The following is a 19,432-nucleotide window of genomic DNA, read 5'->3' on the forward strand; positions in this document are numbered from 1 at the left end:
GAATTTGGCAATCAAATTATATATCCATTTCCAATCCGTCTAAAGCAGCCGTTGAATTAGGGAATATGCCTTTAGCCACCTGCTCGGCCTGTTTACGCAGACCTAATGTATTATAACCATTCGCGCCAAAATGAGTAAGAACTAATTTTTTAACATTGGCTTTTTGGGCGAGTTCGGCCGCCTCTTCCGGACCGGTATGACCCCAGGCATTATCCACCTTGTGTTTAAACGAACATTCATGAATTAACAAATCGCAGTCCTGCGCCAGCAAAAAATCATTTTCACAGATGGCGGTGTCTGAACAATAACTGATAATTTTTTTATCTAAAAACAATCTGTAGCCCATGGTTGAATCAACATGTTTGAGCGCTCTTGAGATAAATTTTATTGGTTTTTGATGTTCACCTTCTTTTAACCCGATTAATTTTACGGAGTACGGCAATTCTTTAAGCGGCATCATGTACGGATGATTCAATAAATTTTGTAAAAATTTCTCCATCTTTTTGGGAAATAAAATCGTCAGTCCCTGTTTGAAATCAAACTTGGGCAGGGTGTGAAAACCGCAGGTATGGTCCAAATGCAGATGAGTTATAAAAACATAAATCGGTTTGTCACTTTTGATATATTTATCCAATTTCGCAAAACCAAAACCGGCGTCAAGCACGACATATGCCTCGGGCGCGTCAATTATGGCGCAAGGTGTATTGCCGGTACTGGTGTTGTCAAACCAACCGTTGGTGCCTAAAAAAGTAAGTTTCATAAGAAGTTATTTGAAAAATTATTTACCCACATTGGATAACTTTATCCATTTATTCGCCTGCAAATGCCAATCGGCAACCTCAGCATCCTGTAGAGTTTCCCAAATTTTCTTGGCTGAATCAGTATATAATTTTTCATCATAAACTAGTTGGCGAAACTTTTCCATTTTCGCCGGCAATTTAGAACCACGCTCCTCCAGTTCCTTAAGTTCCAAATCAACATCCAAATTATCAGCGTCTTTAACAATTTTTGCTTCAATGGTTTCCCGGGCTTCATATTCTTTTAAAATCGTTTCATGCAAATCATTAAGCAAGGTGCCGCCAAATAAATCTTGTGCCGCTTTTTCTTCGTCGGCTTTGACGTATACTTTTTGCACATAACCAAGATCAGAAGTTCTCGTTTCAACAATATCATGAACTAAAGCCATCTTTATAATTTTTTCTTCACTTTTTACCCCTTCCATTCGGGCAATCATAAGAGCGAGCCAGACCACTCTGATAGTATGCTCGAGCACGCTGGCACAATCCATGCCAAGATGCTGCCCCCAACCCCTTTGCATATTTCTTAGCGAGCCAACCTCAAATAAAAAATCCAGATCTTTTTTATTCATAAACGAGGCGCTTATTTTTTTATCACCACGATTGTGCAATTGGCCAAAAGCGCGGCCAAAGCGCCGACCGCGGCCAAAACCGGTAACAGCACCGTGCCCACCACGCCGATGGTTAAAGGAATTTCTATAACCGAATCCCCTTTGTCGTTTTTAATAATAATCTTTCGGGCATTGCCTTCGGCGATGATTTCTTTGATTTTTTTGACAATATCTTCGCCGGAAACCTTAAACTCCTCCTTTTGTTCATTTTGGTCCATACAGTTATTTGTTAGATGAATATTTAATAATTATATCCTAAAAGGCGCTGCCTTTGCAAATAAAGCCGCTCAATTTCTTTGGCCAACAAATAATCTTTTTCAGTCACCTTACCACCGGCATCATGCGTTTTGAGATCAAAAATAATTTTGTTGTAATAGATGTGAATATCCGGGTGGTGATTTATTTCATTACAGTATGGCGCCAGTTTATTTACGAAACTGACGGCTTCTGAAAAATCTTTAAATTGATATTCTTTAGTCATCTTGGGAATCGTTAATCTCGTTTTCAAGCTGATCACTTCCAAGCCGACTACTGCGTTCTGGCGTAGAGGTTGAAACATGTTCGTTTTCAGATGTTGAAGTGGAAACACGTTCTCTTTCACTGTCATCGCCTTTTGCAGTCACACTATATTTTGGGTGATTCGCAGTCCCCGGCAAAGGCGTGGCCACTTTGGCCAACGACAGAACCGGCAAAAGAACAGACGCGCCCGCTAAAAGCGAAGCTGATGCATACTTTATAATATTTTTCATAAAATTAGTAATTAAATATAAAAATCATACCTACTTAGTAGGTTATCAGAGCATAAAAATATTGTCCAGTCCTATCTAAAAAATACGAGGAGTAAAATTACGGCGCCCAGGAACAGCCGGTACCAGAAAAAAACCGCGTATCCGCGCTTCTCCAAAAATCTCAATAAATATTTAATGGCCAAAAAACCGCTGATGGCTGAAGCCAAGATTCCGATCAGAAGCGGCGCATTAAAATCCGACTCAAATAAATGCGGCAATTTCACCAGAGCCGCGCCGGCGATTATTGGCGTGGAAAGCAAAAATGAAAATCGGGCCGCGCTGATTTTGTTTAATTTTCTGGCCAAACCGGCAGTGATAGTGGCGCCTGACCTTGAGATACCGGGAATAATAGCCAAAGTTTGGGCCAAACCAATCCAGATGGCATCTTTTAAATTCACTTCTTTAATATCTTTGCCATCTTTTGATTTTTTATCAACGAAGTATAAAACAATACCGGCCAAAATTAAAGTGCAGGCAATAATAATCGGCGACCGAAAAACAGTTTCAGCTTTGCTTTCCAGCAAGACCCCAAAAATCGCGCCCGGAATCGTGCCAATAACTAGCCACAGTAACATGCCATTTTTCCAATTTTTGAAAATATCTAACCAGTCCCTCCAAAAAAATGCCAGCACAGCCAATAACGTGCCGACATGCAAGGCCACATCAAAAGATAGACCCGGATCAGGCCAATTAAAAAAATATGGAATTAAGATGAGGTGCGCTGTGGATGAGATCGGCAAAAATTCGCCAATCCCCTGCACCAGACCCAAAATTAGGGCTTGAAAAATGGTTAACATAAGAAATATTATAGACCCTTTTTATGATTCTTGCAAAAATGATATTGTTGTGTTAGTTTTAAGGCAAACCTTTACGTAAATGGAGGGAAGTCATGACCCAGCGAGAGATCCTGGATCTGTTCGCGTCTCTGGGCGCCATCATAACGGGCACCCACGTGGTGTACAAGTCACATAAGCACGGCAGTACCTATGTCAACAAGGACGCCATCTACCCCCACACCAGGGCGATTTCCGTCCTCTGCCGGAGGATCGCCAATGACTGCGCCTTGACCAAAGCGGGCATTGAAGTGGTGGTCGGCCCAGCCATGGGAGGCATCATCCTGTCCCAGTGGGTGGCCCACCACCTCTCTACATTCGGCACAGATGAGGTCCTAGCCGTCTACGCCGAGAAGAATGGGGATGACTTCATCATCAAACGCGGCCAGGACAAGCTGCTCAAGGACAAACGGGTCGTGGTGGTGGAGGACGTCCTGACCACCGGCGGATCGGTGAAGAAGGTGGTCCAGGCCGTGCGCGACTGCGGCGGACACGTGGACTGCGTCTTCGCCCTCTGCAACCGCGGCGGCGTGACCGCCAGCATGATCGACGCGCCCATCCTCTGCTCCCTGGTCAATGTCACCATGGACGCCTTCGACCCGGCGGACTGCCCGCTCTGCCGCGGCCACGTGCCGATCAACACCGAGGTCGGTCACGGGGCCGAGTTCCTGGTCGCGCATCCCGAGATGAAATTCTAACCCTGACAGGACCACACAACTGGAAGGAGAAGGCCATGTCCGATAGGTGCAATCCCGCCAACGAGGCGGTTAACCCGATCGTGGTCGCGCTCGACGGCAAAAGCTGGGATGAGATCCTGACGCTCATTCTCCAGCTCCGGACCACGGGCTGTATCCTCAAGGTCAACGACCTGCTCTTTGCCGAGGGCATCAACAACCTCCTGCCGAAGCTCTCGGCCCACGGCCGCGTGATGGCCGACCTCAAGTGCCACGACATCCCCAACACGGTGGAAAACACCGTCAAGCGCTTGCGGGCCTGCCCGCCCTGGGCAGTGACCATCCACGCTTCGGCCGGCATGGAGGCGCTCGAGTCGGCCGTCAAGGTGCTGGAGGACACCCCCACGAAGGTGCTGGCCATCACCGTGCTCACCTCCATCGATCCGGTGGCCTGCCAGGAGATCTACAACCGCAACCCCCTGGATCAGATCCTGAACCTGGCGAACATCGCCAAGGAGGCCGGCGTCCACGGCTTTGTTTGCTCGCCGGAGGAGGTCGGGCAACTCAAGAGGGTGTACCCGAAGATGACCTACGTCGTGCCGGGCATCCGTTCGCCCGGCATCAACCCTGGCGACCAGAAGCGTATCTCTACGCCCAAGGCCGCGATGGAGGCCGGCGCCAACCACATCGTGATGGGGCGCCAGATCCTGAACGCGCCGAACCCGGTGGAGGAGGTTCGCCGGGTACTCAAGGAGGAACTGAACATCGAACTGAAGTAGTGACGGGGGCACTCTGCGCCATCGCGGAGCCGCCCCTTTTTTAATTTATTATAAAAATCTTATTTCCAAAAAACAAAATCAGCCGCTTTGTCTTCCGGCTCAACAAACCTTATCACTTTAATCATTTGGTCGCTGGTGATGGTCCAATCAATACCTTTGCCGGCCGGAAAAACTAAACGATAGGGATCACCGGCATCCGTAAGGCAGTTTGGGCAGACCACCCGGCTATCTGTCTTAAAATTAATTTTTTCATTGTCCGTTTCAACTTTTGTAAATTGGATGTCTTTCTGGAGCGGTTCAAGCAATTGCAGATGATAAATATATTTCTTACTGGACGGATCAAAACGTGAAGTAAAATCACCCGCTTTGTTGTAGCGATCCACAAAAGTAAGCGACTGCTGTGTATAAACGAGAGGCAAATCCCCGCCGATCGCGATATTCACATTCTCCGTCCGGTCACGCAATCTTACTTTACCAAAAAACGGATAAACCAAAAGCGTTGCTGAAACAATAAATAAAGAAATGAAATAAAAAAAATTGCGCCAAACCGTGCTGGTTTTAAAATAGACAAAAATATTGCCTAAAACATTTCTAATCGCAAGAGAAATGAAAATAAGCGGGGCGATGCTAAAAAATGTTGATATTACATAAAAATTAAAACCATTAAGCCGAATTTCTTTTAAACCGCGAAAAATTCCCCAATCAAGGGGCGGAATAGGAACAAAATAAATGCCAAGGGCAAAAATTAAAAAAATAATATTGGCCACCGGATGATATTTTTTACCAAACCACAGGAACAAAACAAACACCGCAAAAAGAATAATTGTCGGGAGGGATAATATGTTTAAAAAAAGAGGAATAGTGGACAAAACCAGTAAAACCGCAAACAGCCGGTTAAAAACCATCTCCAACGTGGTTAAAGCAAACTGACTTTGCTTTGGCACCGTTACCGGTGTGACCACTTCCGGACGCGACTTCATTCTTTTGGAAATCGGCGCAAATATAGCCCACACAATTCCGGCCACAAAAATAAAAACGCAGATAAAAAAGATGATGGCGGCAATTCCTTCCAACCCATTACCAGGAAAAATTGTTTTATTGGCTAAAACAAAAAAATCCAATAATAATAAAATTATTGAACCGATGATGAGATGAGAGGGGTGAATTTTCATAGTTTCCTAAACTTTTTGCAAAACCACTGACCGAAATTTGCAATCCACAATGGCTTTATACCCAAACTTGGTCAATAAATTAATACCAGCCAAAGGTGAACTTTCGGAAATTAACACTTCAACATATTTTGTTTCTCCCTCCATTGCCGCAACTGCCAGAGCAACCGGCACGTCAACCACATCACCATTGGCAATCTGCGTCTTGGTAACACCAGCAACTTTCACACCGAGTTCTTCGGCTATTTGGGGCGTCACTTGCAAATCTCCGGTAAATCCAGTGTCCAAAATAACAAAAGGAACTTGCACTGATCGTACCCAAGCCACGACCACTTTAATCCATGGCGTATTTTCAACAAACCCTCCTTTTATCATAAATTATTTATGCTTAAATGATCTGACCGTTGTTTCAGCAGAATCAAAACCTATTTTAACAACATAAAATACTTTATCAGGGTGATGCTCTCGCGCCAATCTTAACGCCTCAGCACTGGTTTCGCCCAAATATACACCCTTACTATCAATGTCAATGGCCAAAAATTTTCCACGTTCTTGGGGATCATATTTTACCTTGATCTGTTCATAAATTTTTTCTCCCTCATCAGCAATTTTCTGGATATCGGCTTTGTTAATGAACTCTTCATCGTTACTCATAGATAGCTAGTTAAAAGGAAAATTATATAATCAGTATATCATAAAGATTAAAAAAATGAATAATTTTATAATACTCCTAACGACCTTAGGAAAAGATAAATTTAGAGTAAAATTTTGATAAAAAGACCCCTGTTGGATGCGGAAGGGGCGAGATTCGAACTCGCGATGGCTTGCGCCAAACCGCCTTTCCAGGGCGGCGCCATAGACCAACTAGGCGACCCTTCCAGTTTGCCTAAACTTCGTAAGTAGCTGAAGTTTTCCGCTTAATCTTATGCCAAAACAAAGCCAAAGTCAACCCGATCACAACCGCAATCATCCCCCACTGCGCCGGAGTCAAATAAAAATACCGGACATCAGCGCCGGGCAAATCGCTGGCACGCAAAAAATCCAGAAAAAATCGCACCACCGCATAACCCAAAAAAGACAAACCAGCCGCCAAGCCCCAACGAATTTTTACCAATTTCTTAAACAGCACAAAGAAGATGATAAAAAGTCCAAATCCAAGTATAGAATCCATGAGTCCCAGATCAAATCTGGCTCCGCCCGGATAATTCACAGCCAAAAAGAAATTTGTCAGCTTTCCCGGATGATCATTTATCATATAACAACCAATCCGGCCAATTCCCCACCCCAGCCACAAACTCACGGCCGCCACATCAAAATACGGCAGAAGTTCGCGCCAGGAAAATTTTTTTATTTTTGCAAAAATCCAAACTGCCATTAAGGCGCCCACAAACCCGCCCAAAGAAGACGCTCCGCCATTCCAAAATTTTATAATCTCCGCCGGATGCAAAACATAATAATACGGCTCATAAAAAACTACATGAAAAACGCGCGCCATAATAAACGCGCCAATCACTGCCCAAGTAGCCAAATCCAGCATCACCACTTCGGAAAGTATATACTTTTGCGACAACTTATACGCCAAAATAATGGCCGCCACCAAACCCAAAGACACCCATAGTCCCCACACTTGTATAGGGACCGGGCCTAAATCAATTGTGCTGAAATGAAAATACGGAAGCATTTTATTTACGATGTGAGTGAGAGAAGAGCAAATGTTTTTGCTCTTCTGAACGAACGAGTAAATATATCCCGCAGGGTCTACTTTTTTAAGTATGGCAAAATTTCGTCCGGCCGATTTATCAATCGCAAATAATCTTCATCCAATTGGGAAATGGTTTTATACTCCTGATGCAAATTATGAATAATATCCAAAAGCGGCTGCCAAAATTCCTGGCCATATAACAAGGTTGGTATCGGCGCAATTTTTTTGGTTTCCTGCAAAGTGAGCATTTCAAACAATTGATGCATTGTGCCGAATCCGCCCGGAAAAAACACAAACGCCTCGGAGGGCGCGGTGATAATTAATTTTCTCACAAACGGAAAGAAAAAACTGATTGATTTGGACAAATAACTATTTATTCGTTCTTTTCCTTCCACGCGCATGGTGATGCCGATGCTCTCTCCGTTTTTTTCAAATGCGCCCTTGTTAGCCGCTTCCATGATGCCCGGACCGCCGCCGGTCAAAGTTAAGTACTGATGCTGTGCTAAAAGTTTTCCCATCTCATAGGCCGCGTTGTAATAGGTCGTACCCGGCAAAATGCTTTTCGTTCCCAAAATAGTTACGTCGCGGGAAATTTTTGTCAAAAATTCAAAACCGTCAACCAGTTCGGCCATAATCCTGAAAATCCGCCAATCAAGTCCGCCCTGGCACAAGGGGCTATCATCCCCCACTTTACAAAAATTGGAGCGATCAGAAGATGTTTTAATTATTTCAAAGGCCTCTTCGGCAGTGCCAACAATATGCCACTTATCCAGATCAGCTTCGTTTATGGCGTGTATTTCTTTGGAGGATTTATTCCGCAAAAAATCAACCACCGGCTGCCAAAACTCGCGGCCGACTAAAACCACGGGCACTTTTTCCATATGCCCCATTTCCATAGAATCAACCACTTCAAAAAATTCATCAAACGTGCCGAATCCGCCCGGAAAAAACACGAAAGCATTGGCCGGCGACGTCAGCATCACCTTGCGGGTGAAGAAATAATAAAGAGCGATTGATTTTTTTACGTAAGGGTTAACCCGCTGTTCCAGCGGCAGTTGGATATTTAAGCCGACTGATTCGCCGCCGGCTTCAAACGCACCTTTGTTGGCCGCTTCCATGATGCCCGGACCGCCGCCGGTAATGGTGGTAAATCCGTTCTTGCCCAACAACTTTCCCAGCTCTTCCGCAATTTTGTAATATTTATTATTGCTCGGGATGCGGGCCGAACCCAAAATGGTAACCTCTTTGGAAAAGCCGGCCAAAAATTGATAACCTTCCACAAACTCGGTCATGACTTTAAAAATTCTCCAGCTGTCGCGGTAGTTGACCACTTCACCGGCAGTGGCAATAGGAGGGGCCAGAAGCGCCGGAACCGCGTTTTTTTCTTTGGTAGCTTTGGGCATAAACAAAAATTATTGTTCAAGTTTGTTGCCAATATTTAAAACGATTTCCTCTTTCAGACGCGGGCCGGTAATTTGCACCCCGACCGGCAGACCGGCAGAATTTTTTTCCGCAAAAACGTTTAAAGCCGGCATACCCGCCACGGCGGCCGGAGAAACCATTACGTCAGCCATATACAGAGCGAGCGGATCGTTAATTTTTTCACCAATGCCAAAAGCCGCAAACGGCGAAGTTGGTGTAATCAGTGCGTCAACTTTTGTAAACACCTCGTCAAAGTCCTTTTTAATCAAAGTTCGAACGGTCTGCGCTTTTTTGTAATATGCGTCATAATAGCCGGCCGAAAGCGCGTAGGTGCCAATTAAAATTCGGCGCTTTACCTCTTCCGGGAAACCTTGCTCGCGCGAACGGGCATATAAATCATATAAATTTTTATTTGGTTTGCGCACGCCGTAACGAACACCATCTAAGCGTCCCAAATTTGAACTGTCTTCGCTGGGAACAATAATATAGTAAACCGCGATTGAATATTTGGTGTAGGGCAAACTGACATCAACAATTTTACAGCCCAACTTTTTTAATTTTTCAATTTGTTTAAAAGTGATGGCTTTGACTTCATCATCCAAACCCTCGGCCTCAAAATATTCTTTGGGAATGCCGATTTTCATGCCTTTCAAATCTTTTTCAATAGTTTTTGTATATTTTGGGACTTTGTCCGTCACGGTCGTGGCGTCAAGCGGATCATTGCCGGCGATTAGTTCCATAACCAAAGCCGTGTCGTAAACGGTTTTCGTAATCGGACCGACTGTATCCAAAGAAGAACCCATCGGCATAATTCCGTATCGGGAATTGCGACCATAACTTGGACGCAGACCGTCAACTCCGCAAAAACTGGCGGGCTGGCGAATTGAACCGCCGGTATCTTCGGCAATGGAATAAATACACATGTGATCAGCCACGCTGGCCGCCGACCCGCCCGATGAACCGCCGGCCACTTTGGTTAAATCGTGCGGATTTTTTACCGGACCATACATGCTGTTTTCATTGCTGGCGCCGTGGCCGAAGGCGTCACAATTTGTTTTGCCGATTAAGACCCCGCCCTGCGCCCGGATTTTTTTTATCACCGTGGCATCGTAAGGCGGAATATAATTATCCAAAATTTTGGCCGAGCCGGTTGAACGCACGCCGGCCGTGCAAATCGCGTCTTTTACAGAAAATGGAATGCCGGTTAAAACCGTGGCCTCACCTTCAGCAATCAAACCATCGGCCACTTCGGCATCTTCCAAAGCGCCTTCTTCGTTTATAGTGATAAAGGCATTTATCTCTTTATTTCTTTTTGAAATTTTTTTTAAGCAGGCCTCGGTGAGTTCAACTGAAGTAAAATCGCCTTTTTTCAAGCCCTCGGCCGCTTCTTTAATTGTCAGTTCGTTTAAGTTCATATGGGCGCTGATTAATTTTCCTCTTCAGCAAAAACGGCGGGCACTACTAGTTCATTTTCCCGCACCTCCGGCATCTGCCCGATTAAGTCCTTTTTAATTTCACTATCTCTTGGCACATCCTCGCGCACCACATCTTCCAAACCCGTCACCTGCGAAGTTTGTTCCACGCCTTTGGTATTAACCTCATTTAAAATTTTCATATAATCCAAAACCGCGGAAATTGTTTCCGCGTGGCGCTTTTCCTCTTCGGCTGTTAAATTTAACCGCGCCAAAGTGGCAATCTTCTTTACCTCTTCTATCGAGATGGACATAATGGCTATATTTTACTGGAATTACAAGAGTTTGGCAAATGACAAGTTTTAAAAAAAGAAGCTCCGCACGCGAACGCGCACGGAGCATGTCTGACCTCATTCGTCATTTGTTTTCTCGCCTACCCCTCCACGAACACAGTCCCAAACGTCAGACGTTCGCCTTCCGGCGTCCGGATTCCCTCCTGGATCTGCTTGTGCCACTGGTTCTTGGCCCGCCACCAGTCAGCGCTTCTGACTTTGGTGTTGTGCCAATGTCCATTGCGCCAAATCAAATAGTGGGCCTTGTGCCTCCCGGGTTTTCTGGACATCACCCGCAGTACTTCGCCTACAAAGCGTGGAGCAATACCATCAGCTGTCTGCATTATCTTGACTAAAGCCATGAGGTTGCCTCCTCTTTGGAAAACTTTTTGCCATTATTTAACCACTAGAAGAAGAGTTTGTCAATTTTGGGGCTGTGGAAAAGGTAAACATCACCGCCGCTATAGCCGCCATAATCCCGCCAAAATAAAACGGCGCGCTCGGGCTAACTTTTGTCCACAAAAGTCCGGCGATGATTGAAGCAAATAACACACAAATTCCAACGACCATCTGCTGGGCGCCAAAAGCCGTACCGGATTTTTCCGTCGGTACCATCGTTGACATATAAGCGCGGCTTATTCCGTCGGTCAGGCCTATGTAAATTCCATAAAGAGGAAATAAAATCCAAATAAATACCGGGCTCTGAATAAACCCAAACAACAGATAAACAATCGCAAACAGCCAAAGCCCGACTGCTAAAACTTTTTTCGGGCCGATTTTGTCGGTAATCACTCCGGCCGGGTATGAGAAAATAGTGTAAGCAATATTATACAAAACATAAGCCCCCACCGTGAGCGTTACATCCAAGCCCAAATTCTGCGCCCTTAAAATCAAAAACGCGTCCGAACTGTTGCCAATGGAAAAAATCAGCATGATCAGTAAAAAATATTTAAAAGACGGACTGAAATCAGACCACTTAAATTTTAAAACTGCCGGCACCTGCGCCGGCAACACAGCTTCTCTCTTTTTTTCTTTAACCAACAAAATCAACAATAACACACCGATAACCGAAGGAATGGCAGCCAAGAAAAATACATTGCGGTAATTTTCAGAATAGATGTCCACCAAAATCAAAGCCAGAATCGGGCCGATCACCGCGCCCATACTGTCCATGGAGCGGTGCAAACCGAATGCCCGCCCGCGTTGCTGTGGCTCCACACTTTCCAAAATCAAAGCGTCGCGCGCGGCTACGCGTGTGCCTTTGCCGAAACGATCAATAAACCGGGCAAATAAAACAAACGGCCAGCTCTGGGCCAAACCGATTAAAACTTTGGCGATTCCCGATAAAGAATAACCAATGGTGACAAAAATTTTTCTCTTCTTCAGTTTATCTGAAATCCAGCCGGAAAATAATTTAAACAAACTGGCGGTGGACTCGGCCACCCCTTCAATCAAACCGATAATCGCCACCGGCGCGCCCAAAATGGTTTTCAAAAAAATCGGTATGATCGGATAAATCATTTCCGAAGAAATGTCGTTAAATAAACTCACCAAACCCATGGCCACCACGTTTCTTGGCATCTTCATATGTCCTGGAGATTTTATTTTTGCTGCAGGTCTTTCTTTTTTTGTTCGTATTCTTCTTTATTGATTTCACCCTTTGCGTATCTCTCGTCCAAAATCTTGAGAGCGCTGTTTCCTTCCGGCTCATGAAACCGGCCATAATATCCGCCTCGCATTCCGGCTCTGCGCACCAGCGACACAATCGCCCAAACAATCACGACCCAAAAAATAACTATAAGAATCATCATAATTATGCCTCCTGATCCAAAATTCATTCCCCAACCATTGTAATAGTATGGATACATCATAGAATTATACTATGTATCTACATTATCATTCTCCGAAAATTCCCGTCAAATCGGCACAGCTAAACTTTAATGTTCTTTAATTCTCTTCGCATGGTTCTGTAATCCGGAAAAGTTTTTGCCACCAAGGCCCAAAATCTTTTTGAATGGTTCATCTCACCCAAATGACACAATTCATGTACCACCAGGTAGTCAGCCAAGTGATTAGGTAAATATACCACCTTATAATTAAAATTCAAATTTCCTTTTTTGGAACAGCTCCCCCATCTGGTTTTTTGATTGCGAATGCTGATCTTTCTGTATTTAAACTTATAAATCTCGTTAAAATTTTTTAATTTCTCCAAAACTAAATCATACGCCCGGCCGCGCTGGCGTATGAATTCTTTTTTTGGCAGAAGACGCTTGGTTTTAGTTTTGAACCAAAATAGACGCCGACCCGCCGCCGTTACAAGTAATATAATATGTTCCGGCCTTATTCGGCGCGGTAGCAATTGCATAGCCATAAGCTCCAACCGTAAATGTCTGATATTGATAAATCGCAATTTTGCGTGAAAAACCATCACGATTGTCAAGCATGAATTTTTTGCCTTTCTTCATGGTTAAAGAACCGGGAGAAGCATGACAATCAACAAACTGAAAATAATAGCCGGAATTTTTATAAATCTTTAAGGCATCAAGGTATCTTTGGGTGGCGGAAATCGGGGTAGAAACCTTGGTTGTGGATTTTTTCGCAGCGTTTGGCGTGCTGGTCGGAGTTGAGGTTGGGACAACGGCTGATGTCAAACTTGAAGTCGGGTTTAGACCTTGTTCATTTTGGTTGGGTGTGCCAATAGGCGTCTGACCATTTTTCCAAAACAAATAGACAATCAACAAAACTGCCAAAATCCCCAATCCGATTACCCAATACTTTTTATTATTGTCATGCATATTTTCTGTAGGCGTAGGTGTAGGTGTTTGCGTTTCCATAATATATAAAAAATTAAAACTTACTTAAAATGAAACCTGATTTAGTGTAGCAAAAAAACACGCTTGAGGCAAGTATTTTAAAAAAACAGCCCGGTCGCATTATTTGCGATGGGCTGCTTTTCCGCCTTTCCGACCGGCTCGACGGGCTTCTTCGGGTGTAAATTCATGCGCCGTCCCTCTCTGATGCGCGGCTTGTCCGCCGATACGGGCGATCTCCCGCTGTCTGGTCGGACTCATGGAGGCGAACCCTCTTTTGCTTTTATTGGTAATTGTATATTCCATAATAGAAATTTTATAAACCTTTATAATTCATACCTAACTGGTATATATTTCTATTATCCAACATGGCCGACACGTTGTCAAGGCACGGGCTTCTTAAAATAATTGACGGCGAATGAAATCAGCCGAAATAACAAAATCAAAAATGTCAGCCAAAAAATGCCTAGGGCAATTCCGGCCAAAACATCGCTTAACCAATGCACGCCCAGATACACGCGGCTGAAACCGATTAAAATAAAAAGAAAGATATTGACGCCGATGTATAGGGCTTTTAAAATTTTATTTTTAAAATAATCTTTAAAGGCATAGATCAGCAGGCCAAAAAATATGGTTGAGAGCACTGCGTGTCCGCTCGGGAAGCTATACCCCGATACGAAGAGCAGCTCCACCGGCGGCCGCGGCCGGTGAACCCAAGATTTTATCAAAATATCAAACAGCGTTCCGCCGGCTAAACTGAAAAAAAATAAAAGCGCATAATACCATTTCTTTTTTATAATCAAAAATACCAGTAACAACAAGACCAGCGCCAGCAATGTATAGGGGCTGGCGACAAAAGTTAAACCCAGCATTATTTTATTTAAAATCGCGCTATGGAGAAAAACCATTTTTTGATTCACCCAAAGATCAATTTTGGTAATCAATTCACCGTCAACTACATCTTCGGTGATTTTTGAAAACAAATATATACAAATCACGTTAAAGGAAATGGCGTAAATATAATATTTTTTAAAAATATGCCGGCGTTTATTGATGAAATGATAGCCGTAAATCATAAACAATCCGGCCACTATTCCCCAAAAAACTATGCGTCCGATATATTTTGAAGCGACCGCATAGCTGGCGCCAAAAATATAACCGATCAAGACCGAGGAAACGGCCCAGCTGATGCCGCCGATGAGGTTAAAAAACAAAAATTTTGCTAGCGGTATATCGGACAGGCCGGCGGCAAACGGGGCAAAAGATCTGGTAATTAAATTGAATCTGCCGATAATGAGTGTTTTGCCGGTATGGGTTTCCACCAACTTTTTTGTTCTTTCCAAATATTCTTCTTTGAAAAAGAAATACTTGCCGTATTTTTTTACAAAATTATAGCCGTATCTGCGTCCAATCGCATAACCCGCCAAATCACCGGCGATGGCGCCCAAAGACGCGACCGCCATCACCATAAAAATATTGAGCAATCCGATATTGGCAAAAAAACCGCCGGCAATAACAACCGTATACCCGGGCAGAAATACGCCGACAAGCGGTATGGTCTCAAGCAAAGCGGATAAAAAAATAATCCAATAACCCCAATGGCCAAGTTGAGATACAATTTGCAATAAATTAGCAATGCTCATGAAGTTATTATAGCAAAACCCTACTTGAGAATAAAGACCTTGTCGCCAACTTTAACTTTCTGCGGAATTGCAATGGCCACGCTTTGCCCCTTTTCGCCTTTGCTGATTTTTTTACTGGCAATTTCCATTGAACAAACTTTGTGTTCAAAATAAGTATGCTGGCCTTCAACTAAAATCGTGTCGTCATTTTTTATCGGACCGTGATTAAGTTTAATTTCCGCCACACTGATTTTGGGATAATACCTAACGACCTCGCCGGCTAAAACTCTTTTTACATGCGAAACATTGTCGGCTTTCTCATAACCGATTCCCTCCCGACCGGGTTGGCTGAAATAAAATCCGGTTGAAAATCCGCGATTATAGACCTTGGCCAATTCTTTCTTCCAGGCGCTTGCTTTGGCTTTGGTCCAAGTGTGAGTTAACGCGGCATCTATTGCCTGGCGATAACATCTTGAGGTCACTTCAATATATTTCGGATCTCGGCGCCGGCCTTCTATCTTAAACGAATCAATCCCCGCTTTGATCAGTTCCGGCACATACTCAATCATGCACAAATCTTTGGCGCTTAAAAAATACTTGCCTTCAGTGGAAATTTGGTTGCCTTCCGGATCAGACAAGATCCATTCTTTCCGGCAGGGCTGGGCGCAGTATCCGCAGTTAGCGGACTTGCCGTATAAATAACTTGAAAGCACACAGCGGCCGGAAATAGCCATACACATCGCCCCGTGGACAAACGCCTCAATTTGAATTTTAGTTCTTTTGCGTAATTTTTTTATGTCCGCCAAAGACATCTCCCGCGCCAAAACCACCCGTTTGGCGCCGAGTTTTCTGTAAAATTCAGCGGTCTGCCAATTGGAAACATTGGCTTGCGTGGAAATAAAAAAATTAATTTTATATTTGCGCGCCATTTCAATTACGGCCGGATCCCAGATAATGAGCGCGTCAACCTTGGCGGCTTTGGCGCGCCTGATAATCGCCTCTGCCTTATCGATGTCATCATTATATATAACCGCATTCAAAGTCAGATACGCCTTGATTTTATACTCATGACATTTGTGCGTGAATTTACCCAATTTACTTAACTTAATCGCCGAGGCCTTGGCGCGCAAATTCAAATCAGACACGCCAAAATAAACGGCGTCGGCATAATCTTTACAGGCCTCTAAACTTGCCCAATCCCTGATAGGGCACATTAACTCGGGTTTTTGCATACTATGCCTGCTCCAGGATAAACTTACGATAAGAAAAGTAGAATAAAGTTCCAAAGGCGACCAGACAGAACGCCAGGCAAAACAGCCAGCCGATGATTGGAATTAGCATTATCACATTTATCATAATGATACCAACAACTGCCGACACCCAGCTAACTTTGTATTCAGGCGAACGGGACAACCATTTGAACACCAAACTGCCCAGAATTATTCCGGCGCCAATATGGGCCAGGATAAAATACAAAGTATAAATCAATCCGGCGATTAAGGCCAGCGGCAAACCCAAAACCGTAATGGCGGCAAAAATCATTGCTACCGGCAAAACCACCATGATAATAAAACCGCGAAGCAGTTCTTTCCAGAAATTAGTGACGGCGTAAACAGTCAAACCGGTAATCCCCTTTCTAAATATTAAGAACAAAATCAAACCGGCAAAAACGGATAGTATCATTTTGAACAACCAGGCGGCCGCAATCGCGGCGACGGTTACGTTCTTTGCCCGCGGTTGTGCTTTGTATACTTGCTCGGTATATTTTGTTTCGCCCTTTATGGTGGCGCCTTGTTCAACGGTGGCCGGCTTCGGGGCCTTGTAAATCAAATTACCGTTTATAACCGCACCGCTGCCGATGGTTAATTTTTCAGCAATCACATCAACATCCTTGCTGATGGTGCCGTTAATTTTAACATCGCTGCCGCGCACCGTAAGCTTACCGTTTACGTTTCCATTAATATTCACCGAGGCGCCGGCCGCATAAACGTCTTTAGAAATATTTGAAGAAATATTTATCTGGGCTCCGGCAACCATAAGTTCCCCGCCCACTGGCGCATTTATATTTATCATTGAACCGGCCACGCGCAGATCATCACCGACATTACCGAAAATATTTATAGCCGCACCCGCGATATACAGGTCTTTGGTGGTAGTGCCTAAAGCAGAAATATTACTGCCCACTAAAAATGCGTCTCCATTCACATTGCCGTCAATGGTCAAATTTGATCCGGCCGCGTAAAGGTTGTCATTTATGCTTTGATTTTTAGAAAGCGTGTACTCCTGGCCGCCTTTAAATGTTGCGGCCATGGTTGGGCTGGCTAACACGATAGACACCAGCACGCTGATTGCTAAATAAGCTACTTTTTTCATACCGATTAATTAAATGAATTAAAAAACGCTTGTTTGATTCATTACTATATTATATCTCTTCTATAGGTTTTGTAAAACCTATTGACTTGTGGCCTGAATTTAAATATAATATTGGGCAGTTCAATATTCCGAGGTAGCGCAGCGGTAGCGCAGTTGGCTGTGAACATAAACGCAGCTTCCAGTGGCAACACTGGTTGAAAAATGAGGTGAATTGCGGGAAGCCTAAATTCTAAAAAGAACAAGGTAATCCGCAGCCAAGTCCCGACTTAGTTGGGAAAGGTTCAGAGACTATCCTGAAAGGGAGTACTTTCCGCCTTCGGGTGGATGGGAAGCGCCTCAGTCCCCACGCGGGATATGATATAGTCCACCCCATTAAGAAATTAATGGATAAGTGTAACCAATTGGTCGTGGGTTCGAATCCCACCCTCGGAGCGAACAAAAATAATGGCTTAACAAAGCCGATATTATTTATACCCCTTACAAGAGGCAAACACATTTTATTGAAAAGCGATATAATTAGTGTTAATATAGAACCGATCAAAAATTTGTTTTACCTATGTTATACCTTATCGGCGGCGCACCACGCGTTGGAAAAAGCATTATCGCCAAACAGCTCATGAAAGAAAAAGGGATTCCATGGTTGTCAACCGATGTTTTGCGCAGTATTTGTTATGATTTAACTCCCGAGGAATTACGCGAAGAACTCTACCCATATGTCGGTGTCACGGATAATGACATCGTTTTTTCCCAACCACTTGATGTAATTGTAAAACAACAAATTACCGAGGCAGAATCAATGAAACCTAGTATAGAAACATTTATAAAACACCAGATCGATGTTCGTGAGAACTTTATCCTTGAGGGGGTCCATTTATTGCCAAAACATATTGCCGATTTTTATAAAGAAAATCCTGAACTGCAAGATCAGATAAAAGTTTTATTTATTGTTGATACTGACCCGGAAAACATCTTAAAAGGATTACAGATGAATACTAGCCATTTTGATTGGTTAAGCGGTGCAAAACCAAATACGTATCGCGCGGTTGCGGAATTCGTGGCCAAATTCAGTAAATATATTGAAGAAGAGGTTAATAAATATGATATGATTCTATACTCAAGAACCAGTGACTTCGTGATTGATATAAAAAATTGCTCTGAACTCATGGCGGGGTAAAGTCAAACAAGTTCTAACGTCCAAGCACAACCGGAGCTCTTGAAAACCACTTTTAATAAAAGTGGTTTTCTGTTATTATTAAAAATATGAAAATTAAAAATACTCTTTACGTGACCAATAGAAAAGATTGGCGAAATTGGCTAGTAAAAAATCACAAAAACAAGAAAGAGATGTGGCTCATATATTACCGGAAAAAAACTGGGAAGCCCCGCATTTCATATGATAACGCGGTCCTGGAGGCTCTTTGTTTTGGATGGATTGATAGTATTATCAAAAAGATTGATAAGGAACGTTTTGCGCAACGATTTTCACCGCGCAAATCAAAGAGCGGGCTTTCACAAATGAATAAAGAGCGCATACGTGAACTTATAAAAGAAAAGAAGATGACGAAACGGGGACTTGAGGCAATCGCGCATGTATTCAATCCAAAAACAGACACGGCTGATAAATTTTTGATTCCTCAAGATATTTTGAAAGCATTACAAAGGAACAAAAATGCTTGGAAATATTTTCAAAAAATGCCGCCTTCATATCAGCGTATCAGGATCGCGTATATTGAAGACGGTAAGCGGCACAGTATGGATATGTATCAAAAAGCTCTGGCCCATTTTATAAAGATGACGGCGGTAAATAAACGTTTTGGATTTGTGCGAGAAAGAAGAGACGCTATCGTGTAAAAAAGTTCGGGGCAAACAAATTTACTTCTTTGGAGTGTTCAATTTTTCTTATGTTTATATTCAACCTTCCACGTCAGACCAGGTTTTATTCCGGCTATAGCAGGCAATAAATGATTGAGAAGTTGTTCCGCTGTCATCTGAAATTTATTCCCTTTTGCAGAAATCTTAACCCAACCATCTTTATCCCGAAAATATTTTTCGGTAAATTTCTTTGTACCCATCGATATTATATAACTGTCATTTGTTAACTTCATATT

The 19,432-nt window shown here is 43.5% G+C and carries 26 protein-coding genes, 1 tRNA gene and 1 pseudogene; 4 read left to right on the forward strand and 24 right to left on the reverse strand.

Annotated elements, in window-relative coordinates:
• Positions 1 to 16 precede the first annotated feature (16 nt).
• From WC526_03220 to uppP, 6 genes are all read right to left on the reverse strand, one after another.
• Positions 17 to 760, reverse strand: coding sequence for a ribonuclease Z (locus tag WC526_03220; GenBank protein MFA5062133.1), 744 nt, complete (start codon positions 758 to 760; stop codon positions 17 to 19).
• Positions 761 to 778: 18 nt separating this feature from the next.
• Entirely contained in the window at positions 779 to 1,369 is a 591-nt protein-coding gene (locus WC526_03225) for an HD domain-containing protein (protein ID MFA5062134.1), read from the reverse strand.
• Positions 1,370 to 1,380: 11 nt separating this feature from the next.
• Entirely contained in the window at positions 1,381 to 1,626 is a 246-nt protein-coding gene (locus WC526_03230; protein ID MFA5062135.1) for a DUF4342 domain-containing protein, read from the reverse strand.
• Between the two features lie 23 nt (positions 1,627 to 1,649).
• Positions 1,650 to 1,967, reverse strand: a complete 318-nt coding sequence (locus WC526_03235) for a 4a-hydroxytetrahydrobiopterin dehydratase (GenBank protein MFA5062136.1) — start codon at positions 1,965 to 1,967, stop codon at positions 1,650 to 1,652.
• Positions 1,882 to 2,157: a hypothetical protein gene (locus tag WC526_03240; protein ID MFA5062137.1), complete on the reverse strand. Its 276-nt coding sequence runs from the start codon at positions 2,155 to 2,157 to the stop codon at positions 1,882 to 1,884. Before WC526_03240 ends, WC526_03235 begins: the two co-directional genes overlap by 86 nt.
• A gap of 71 nt (positions 2,158 to 2,228) precedes the next feature.
• On the reverse strand, positions 2,229 to 2,993 hold the full coding sequence (gene uppP / locus WC526_03245; protein ID MFA5062138.1) for an undecaprenyl-diphosphatase UppP: 765 nt from the start codon (positions 2,991 to 2,993) through the stop codon (positions 2,229 to 2,231).
• Between the two features lie 92 nt (positions 2,994 to 3,085).
• Between uppP and WC526_03250 the strand changes: the two genes are divergently transcribed.
• The gene (locus tag WC526_03250; protein MFA5062139.1) at positions 3,086 to 3,727 is read left to right on the forward strand and encodes a phosphoribosyltransferase family protein; all 642 of its coding nucleotides are present in this window, start codon (positions 3,086 to 3,088) and stop codon (positions 3,725 to 3,727) included.
• A 35-nt stretch (positions 3,728 to 3,762) separates the two neighbouring features.
• Complete coding sequence (gene pyrF, locus WC526_03255; protein ID MFA5062140.1) at positions 3,763 to 4,482, forward strand: orotidine-5'-phosphate decarboxylase; 720 nt, start codon at positions 3,763 to 3,765, stop codon at positions 4,480 to 4,482.
• 59 nt (positions 4,483 to 4,541) lie between these two features.
• Here pyrF and WC526_03260 read toward each other — a convergent pair whose 3' ends face one another.
• From WC526_03260 to WC526_03340, 17 genes and pseudogenes are all read right to left on the reverse strand, one after another.
• On the reverse strand, positions 4,542 to 5,654 hold the full coding sequence (locus tag WC526_03260; protein MFA5062141.1) for a hypothetical protein: 1,113 nt from the start codon (positions 5,652 to 5,654) through the stop codon (positions 4,542 to 4,544).
• Between the two features lie 6 nt (positions 5,655 to 5,660).
• On the reverse strand, positions 5,661 to 6,026 hold the full coding sequence (locus tag WC526_03265; GenBank protein MFA5062142.1) for a hypothetical protein: 366 nt from the start codon (positions 6,024 to 6,026) through the stop codon (positions 5,661 to 5,663).
• Positions 6,027 to 6,029: 3 nt separating this feature from the next.
• The gene (locus WC526_03270) at positions 6,030 to 6,305 is read right to left on the reverse strand and encodes a hypothetical protein (GenBank protein MFA5062143.1); all 276 of its coding nucleotides are present in this window, start codon (positions 6,303 to 6,305) and stop codon (positions 6,030 to 6,032) included.
• A 139-nt stretch (positions 6,306 to 6,444) separates the two neighbouring features.
• Positions 6,445 to 6,530: transfer RNA gene (locus WC526_03275), tRNA-Ser, on the reverse strand.
• Between the two features lie 7 nt (positions 6,531 to 6,537).
• Positions 6,538 to 7,332 (reverse strand): prolipoprotein diacylglyceryl transferase, encoded by a 795-nt coding sequence (locus WC526_03280; GenBank protein MFA5062144.1) that lies wholly within the window; start codon positions 7,330 to 7,332, stop codon positions 6,538 to 6,540.
• 77 nt (positions 7,333 to 7,409) lie between these two features.
• A complete protein-coding gene (locus WC526_03285; GenBank protein ID MFA5062145.1) occupies positions 7,410 to 8,756 on the reverse strand; it encodes a TIGR00730 family Rossman fold protein in 1,347 nt (448 codons plus the stop codon).
• A 9-nt stretch (positions 8,757 to 8,765) separates the two neighbouring features.
• The gene (gatA, locus tag WC526_03290; GenBank protein ID MFA5062146.1) at positions 8,766 to 10,190 is read right to left on the reverse strand and encodes an Asp-tRNA(Asn)/Glu-tRNA(Gln) amidotransferase subunit GatA; all 1,425 of its coding nucleotides are present in this window, start codon (positions 10,188 to 10,190) and stop codon (positions 8,766 to 8,768) included.
• A gap of 11 nt (positions 10,191 to 10,201) precedes the next feature.
• Positions 10,202 to 10,501, reverse strand: coding sequence for an Asp-tRNA(Asn)/Glu-tRNA(Gln) amidotransferase subunit GatC (gene gatC, locus WC526_03295; protein MFA5062147.1), 300 nt, complete (start codon positions 10,499 to 10,501; stop codon positions 10,202 to 10,204).
• Positions 10,502 to 10,620: 119 nt separating this feature from the next.
• Positions 10,621 to 10,881, reverse strand: a complete 261-nt coding sequence (locus WC526_03300; protein ID MFA5062148.1) for a hypothetical protein — start codon at positions 10,879 to 10,881, stop codon at positions 10,621 to 10,623.
• Positions 10,882 to 10,918: 37 nt separating this feature from the next.
• A complete protein-coding gene (locus WC526_03305; protein MFA5062149.1) occupies positions 10,919 to 12,106 on the reverse strand; it encodes an MFS transporter in 1,188 nt (395 codons plus the stop codon).
• Between the two features lie 14 nt (positions 12,107 to 12,120).
• Positions 12,121 to 12,390, reverse strand: a complete 270-nt coding sequence (locus WC526_03310) for an SHOCT domain-containing protein (GenBank protein ID MFA5062150.1) — start codon at positions 12,388 to 12,390, stop codon at positions 12,121 to 12,123.
• A 59-nt stretch (positions 12,391 to 12,449) separates the two neighbouring features.
• The gene (locus tag WC526_03315; protein ID MFA5062151.1) at positions 12,450 to 12,890 is read right to left on the reverse strand and encodes a M48 family metallopeptidase; all 441 of its coding nucleotides are present in this window, start codon (positions 12,888 to 12,890) and stop codon (positions 12,450 to 12,452) included.
• The gene (locus tag WC526_03320) at positions 12,796 to 13,353 is read right to left on the reverse strand and encodes a hypothetical protein (protein MFA5062152.1); all 558 of its coding nucleotides are present in this window, start codon (positions 13,351 to 13,353) and stop codon (positions 12,796 to 12,798) included. The genes WC526_03315 and WC526_03320 overlap by 95 nt, the downstream gene beginning before the upstream one ends.
• A 114-nt stretch (positions 13,354 to 13,467) precedes the next feature.
• A pseudogene (locus WC526_03325) lies at positions 13,468 to 13,623 on the reverse strand (KGG domain-containing protein).
• Positions 13,624 to 13,712: 89 nt separating this feature from the next.
• Positions 13,713 to 14,972, reverse strand: coding sequence for a bifunctional DedA family/phosphatase PAP2 family protein (locus tag WC526_03330; protein MFA5062153.1), 1,260 nt, complete (start codon positions 14,970 to 14,972; stop codon positions 13,713 to 13,715).
• A gap of 20 nt (positions 14,973 to 14,992) precedes the next feature.
• Positions 14,993 to 16,183, reverse strand: coding sequence for a peptidase U32 family protein (locus WC526_03335; protein MFA5062154.1), 1,191 nt, complete (start codon positions 16,181 to 16,183; stop codon positions 14,993 to 14,995).
• A gap of 1 nt (position 16,184) precedes the next feature.
• Positions 16,185 to 17,324 (reverse strand): hypothetical protein, encoded by a 1,140-nt coding sequence (locus tag WC526_03340; GenBank protein ID MFA5062155.1) that lies wholly within the window; start codon positions 17,322 to 17,324, stop codon positions 16,185 to 16,187.
• Positions 17,325 to 17,880: 556 nt separating this feature from the next.
• Here WC526_03340 and WC526_03345 point away from each other — a divergent pair.
• Entirely contained in the window at positions 17,881 to 18,498 is a 618-nt protein-coding gene (locus WC526_03345) for a hypothetical protein (GenBank protein MFA5062156.1), read from the forward strand.
• Between the two features lie 86 nt (positions 18,499 to 18,584).
• Positions 18,585 to 19,175, forward strand: coding sequence for a YdeI/OmpD-associated family protein (locus WC526_03350; protein MFA5062157.1), 591 nt, complete (start codon positions 18,585 to 18,587; stop codon positions 19,173 to 19,175).
• A 38-nt stretch (positions 19,176 to 19,213) separates the two neighbouring features.
• Here WC526_03350 and WC526_03355 read toward each other — a convergent pair whose 3' ends face one another.
• Entirely contained in the window at positions 19,214 to 19,429 is a 216-nt protein-coding gene (locus WC526_03355) for a hypothetical protein (protein ID MFA5062158.1), read from the reverse strand.
• Positions 19,430 to 19,432 lie beyond the last annotated feature (3 nt).

This window comes from Patescibacteria group bacterium (genome assembly GCA_041649475.1).
In the GTDB taxonomy this organism is placed as follows: domain Bacteria; phylum Patescibacteriota; class Patescibacteriia; order Magasanikbacterales; family GWA2-37-8; genus JBAZNA01.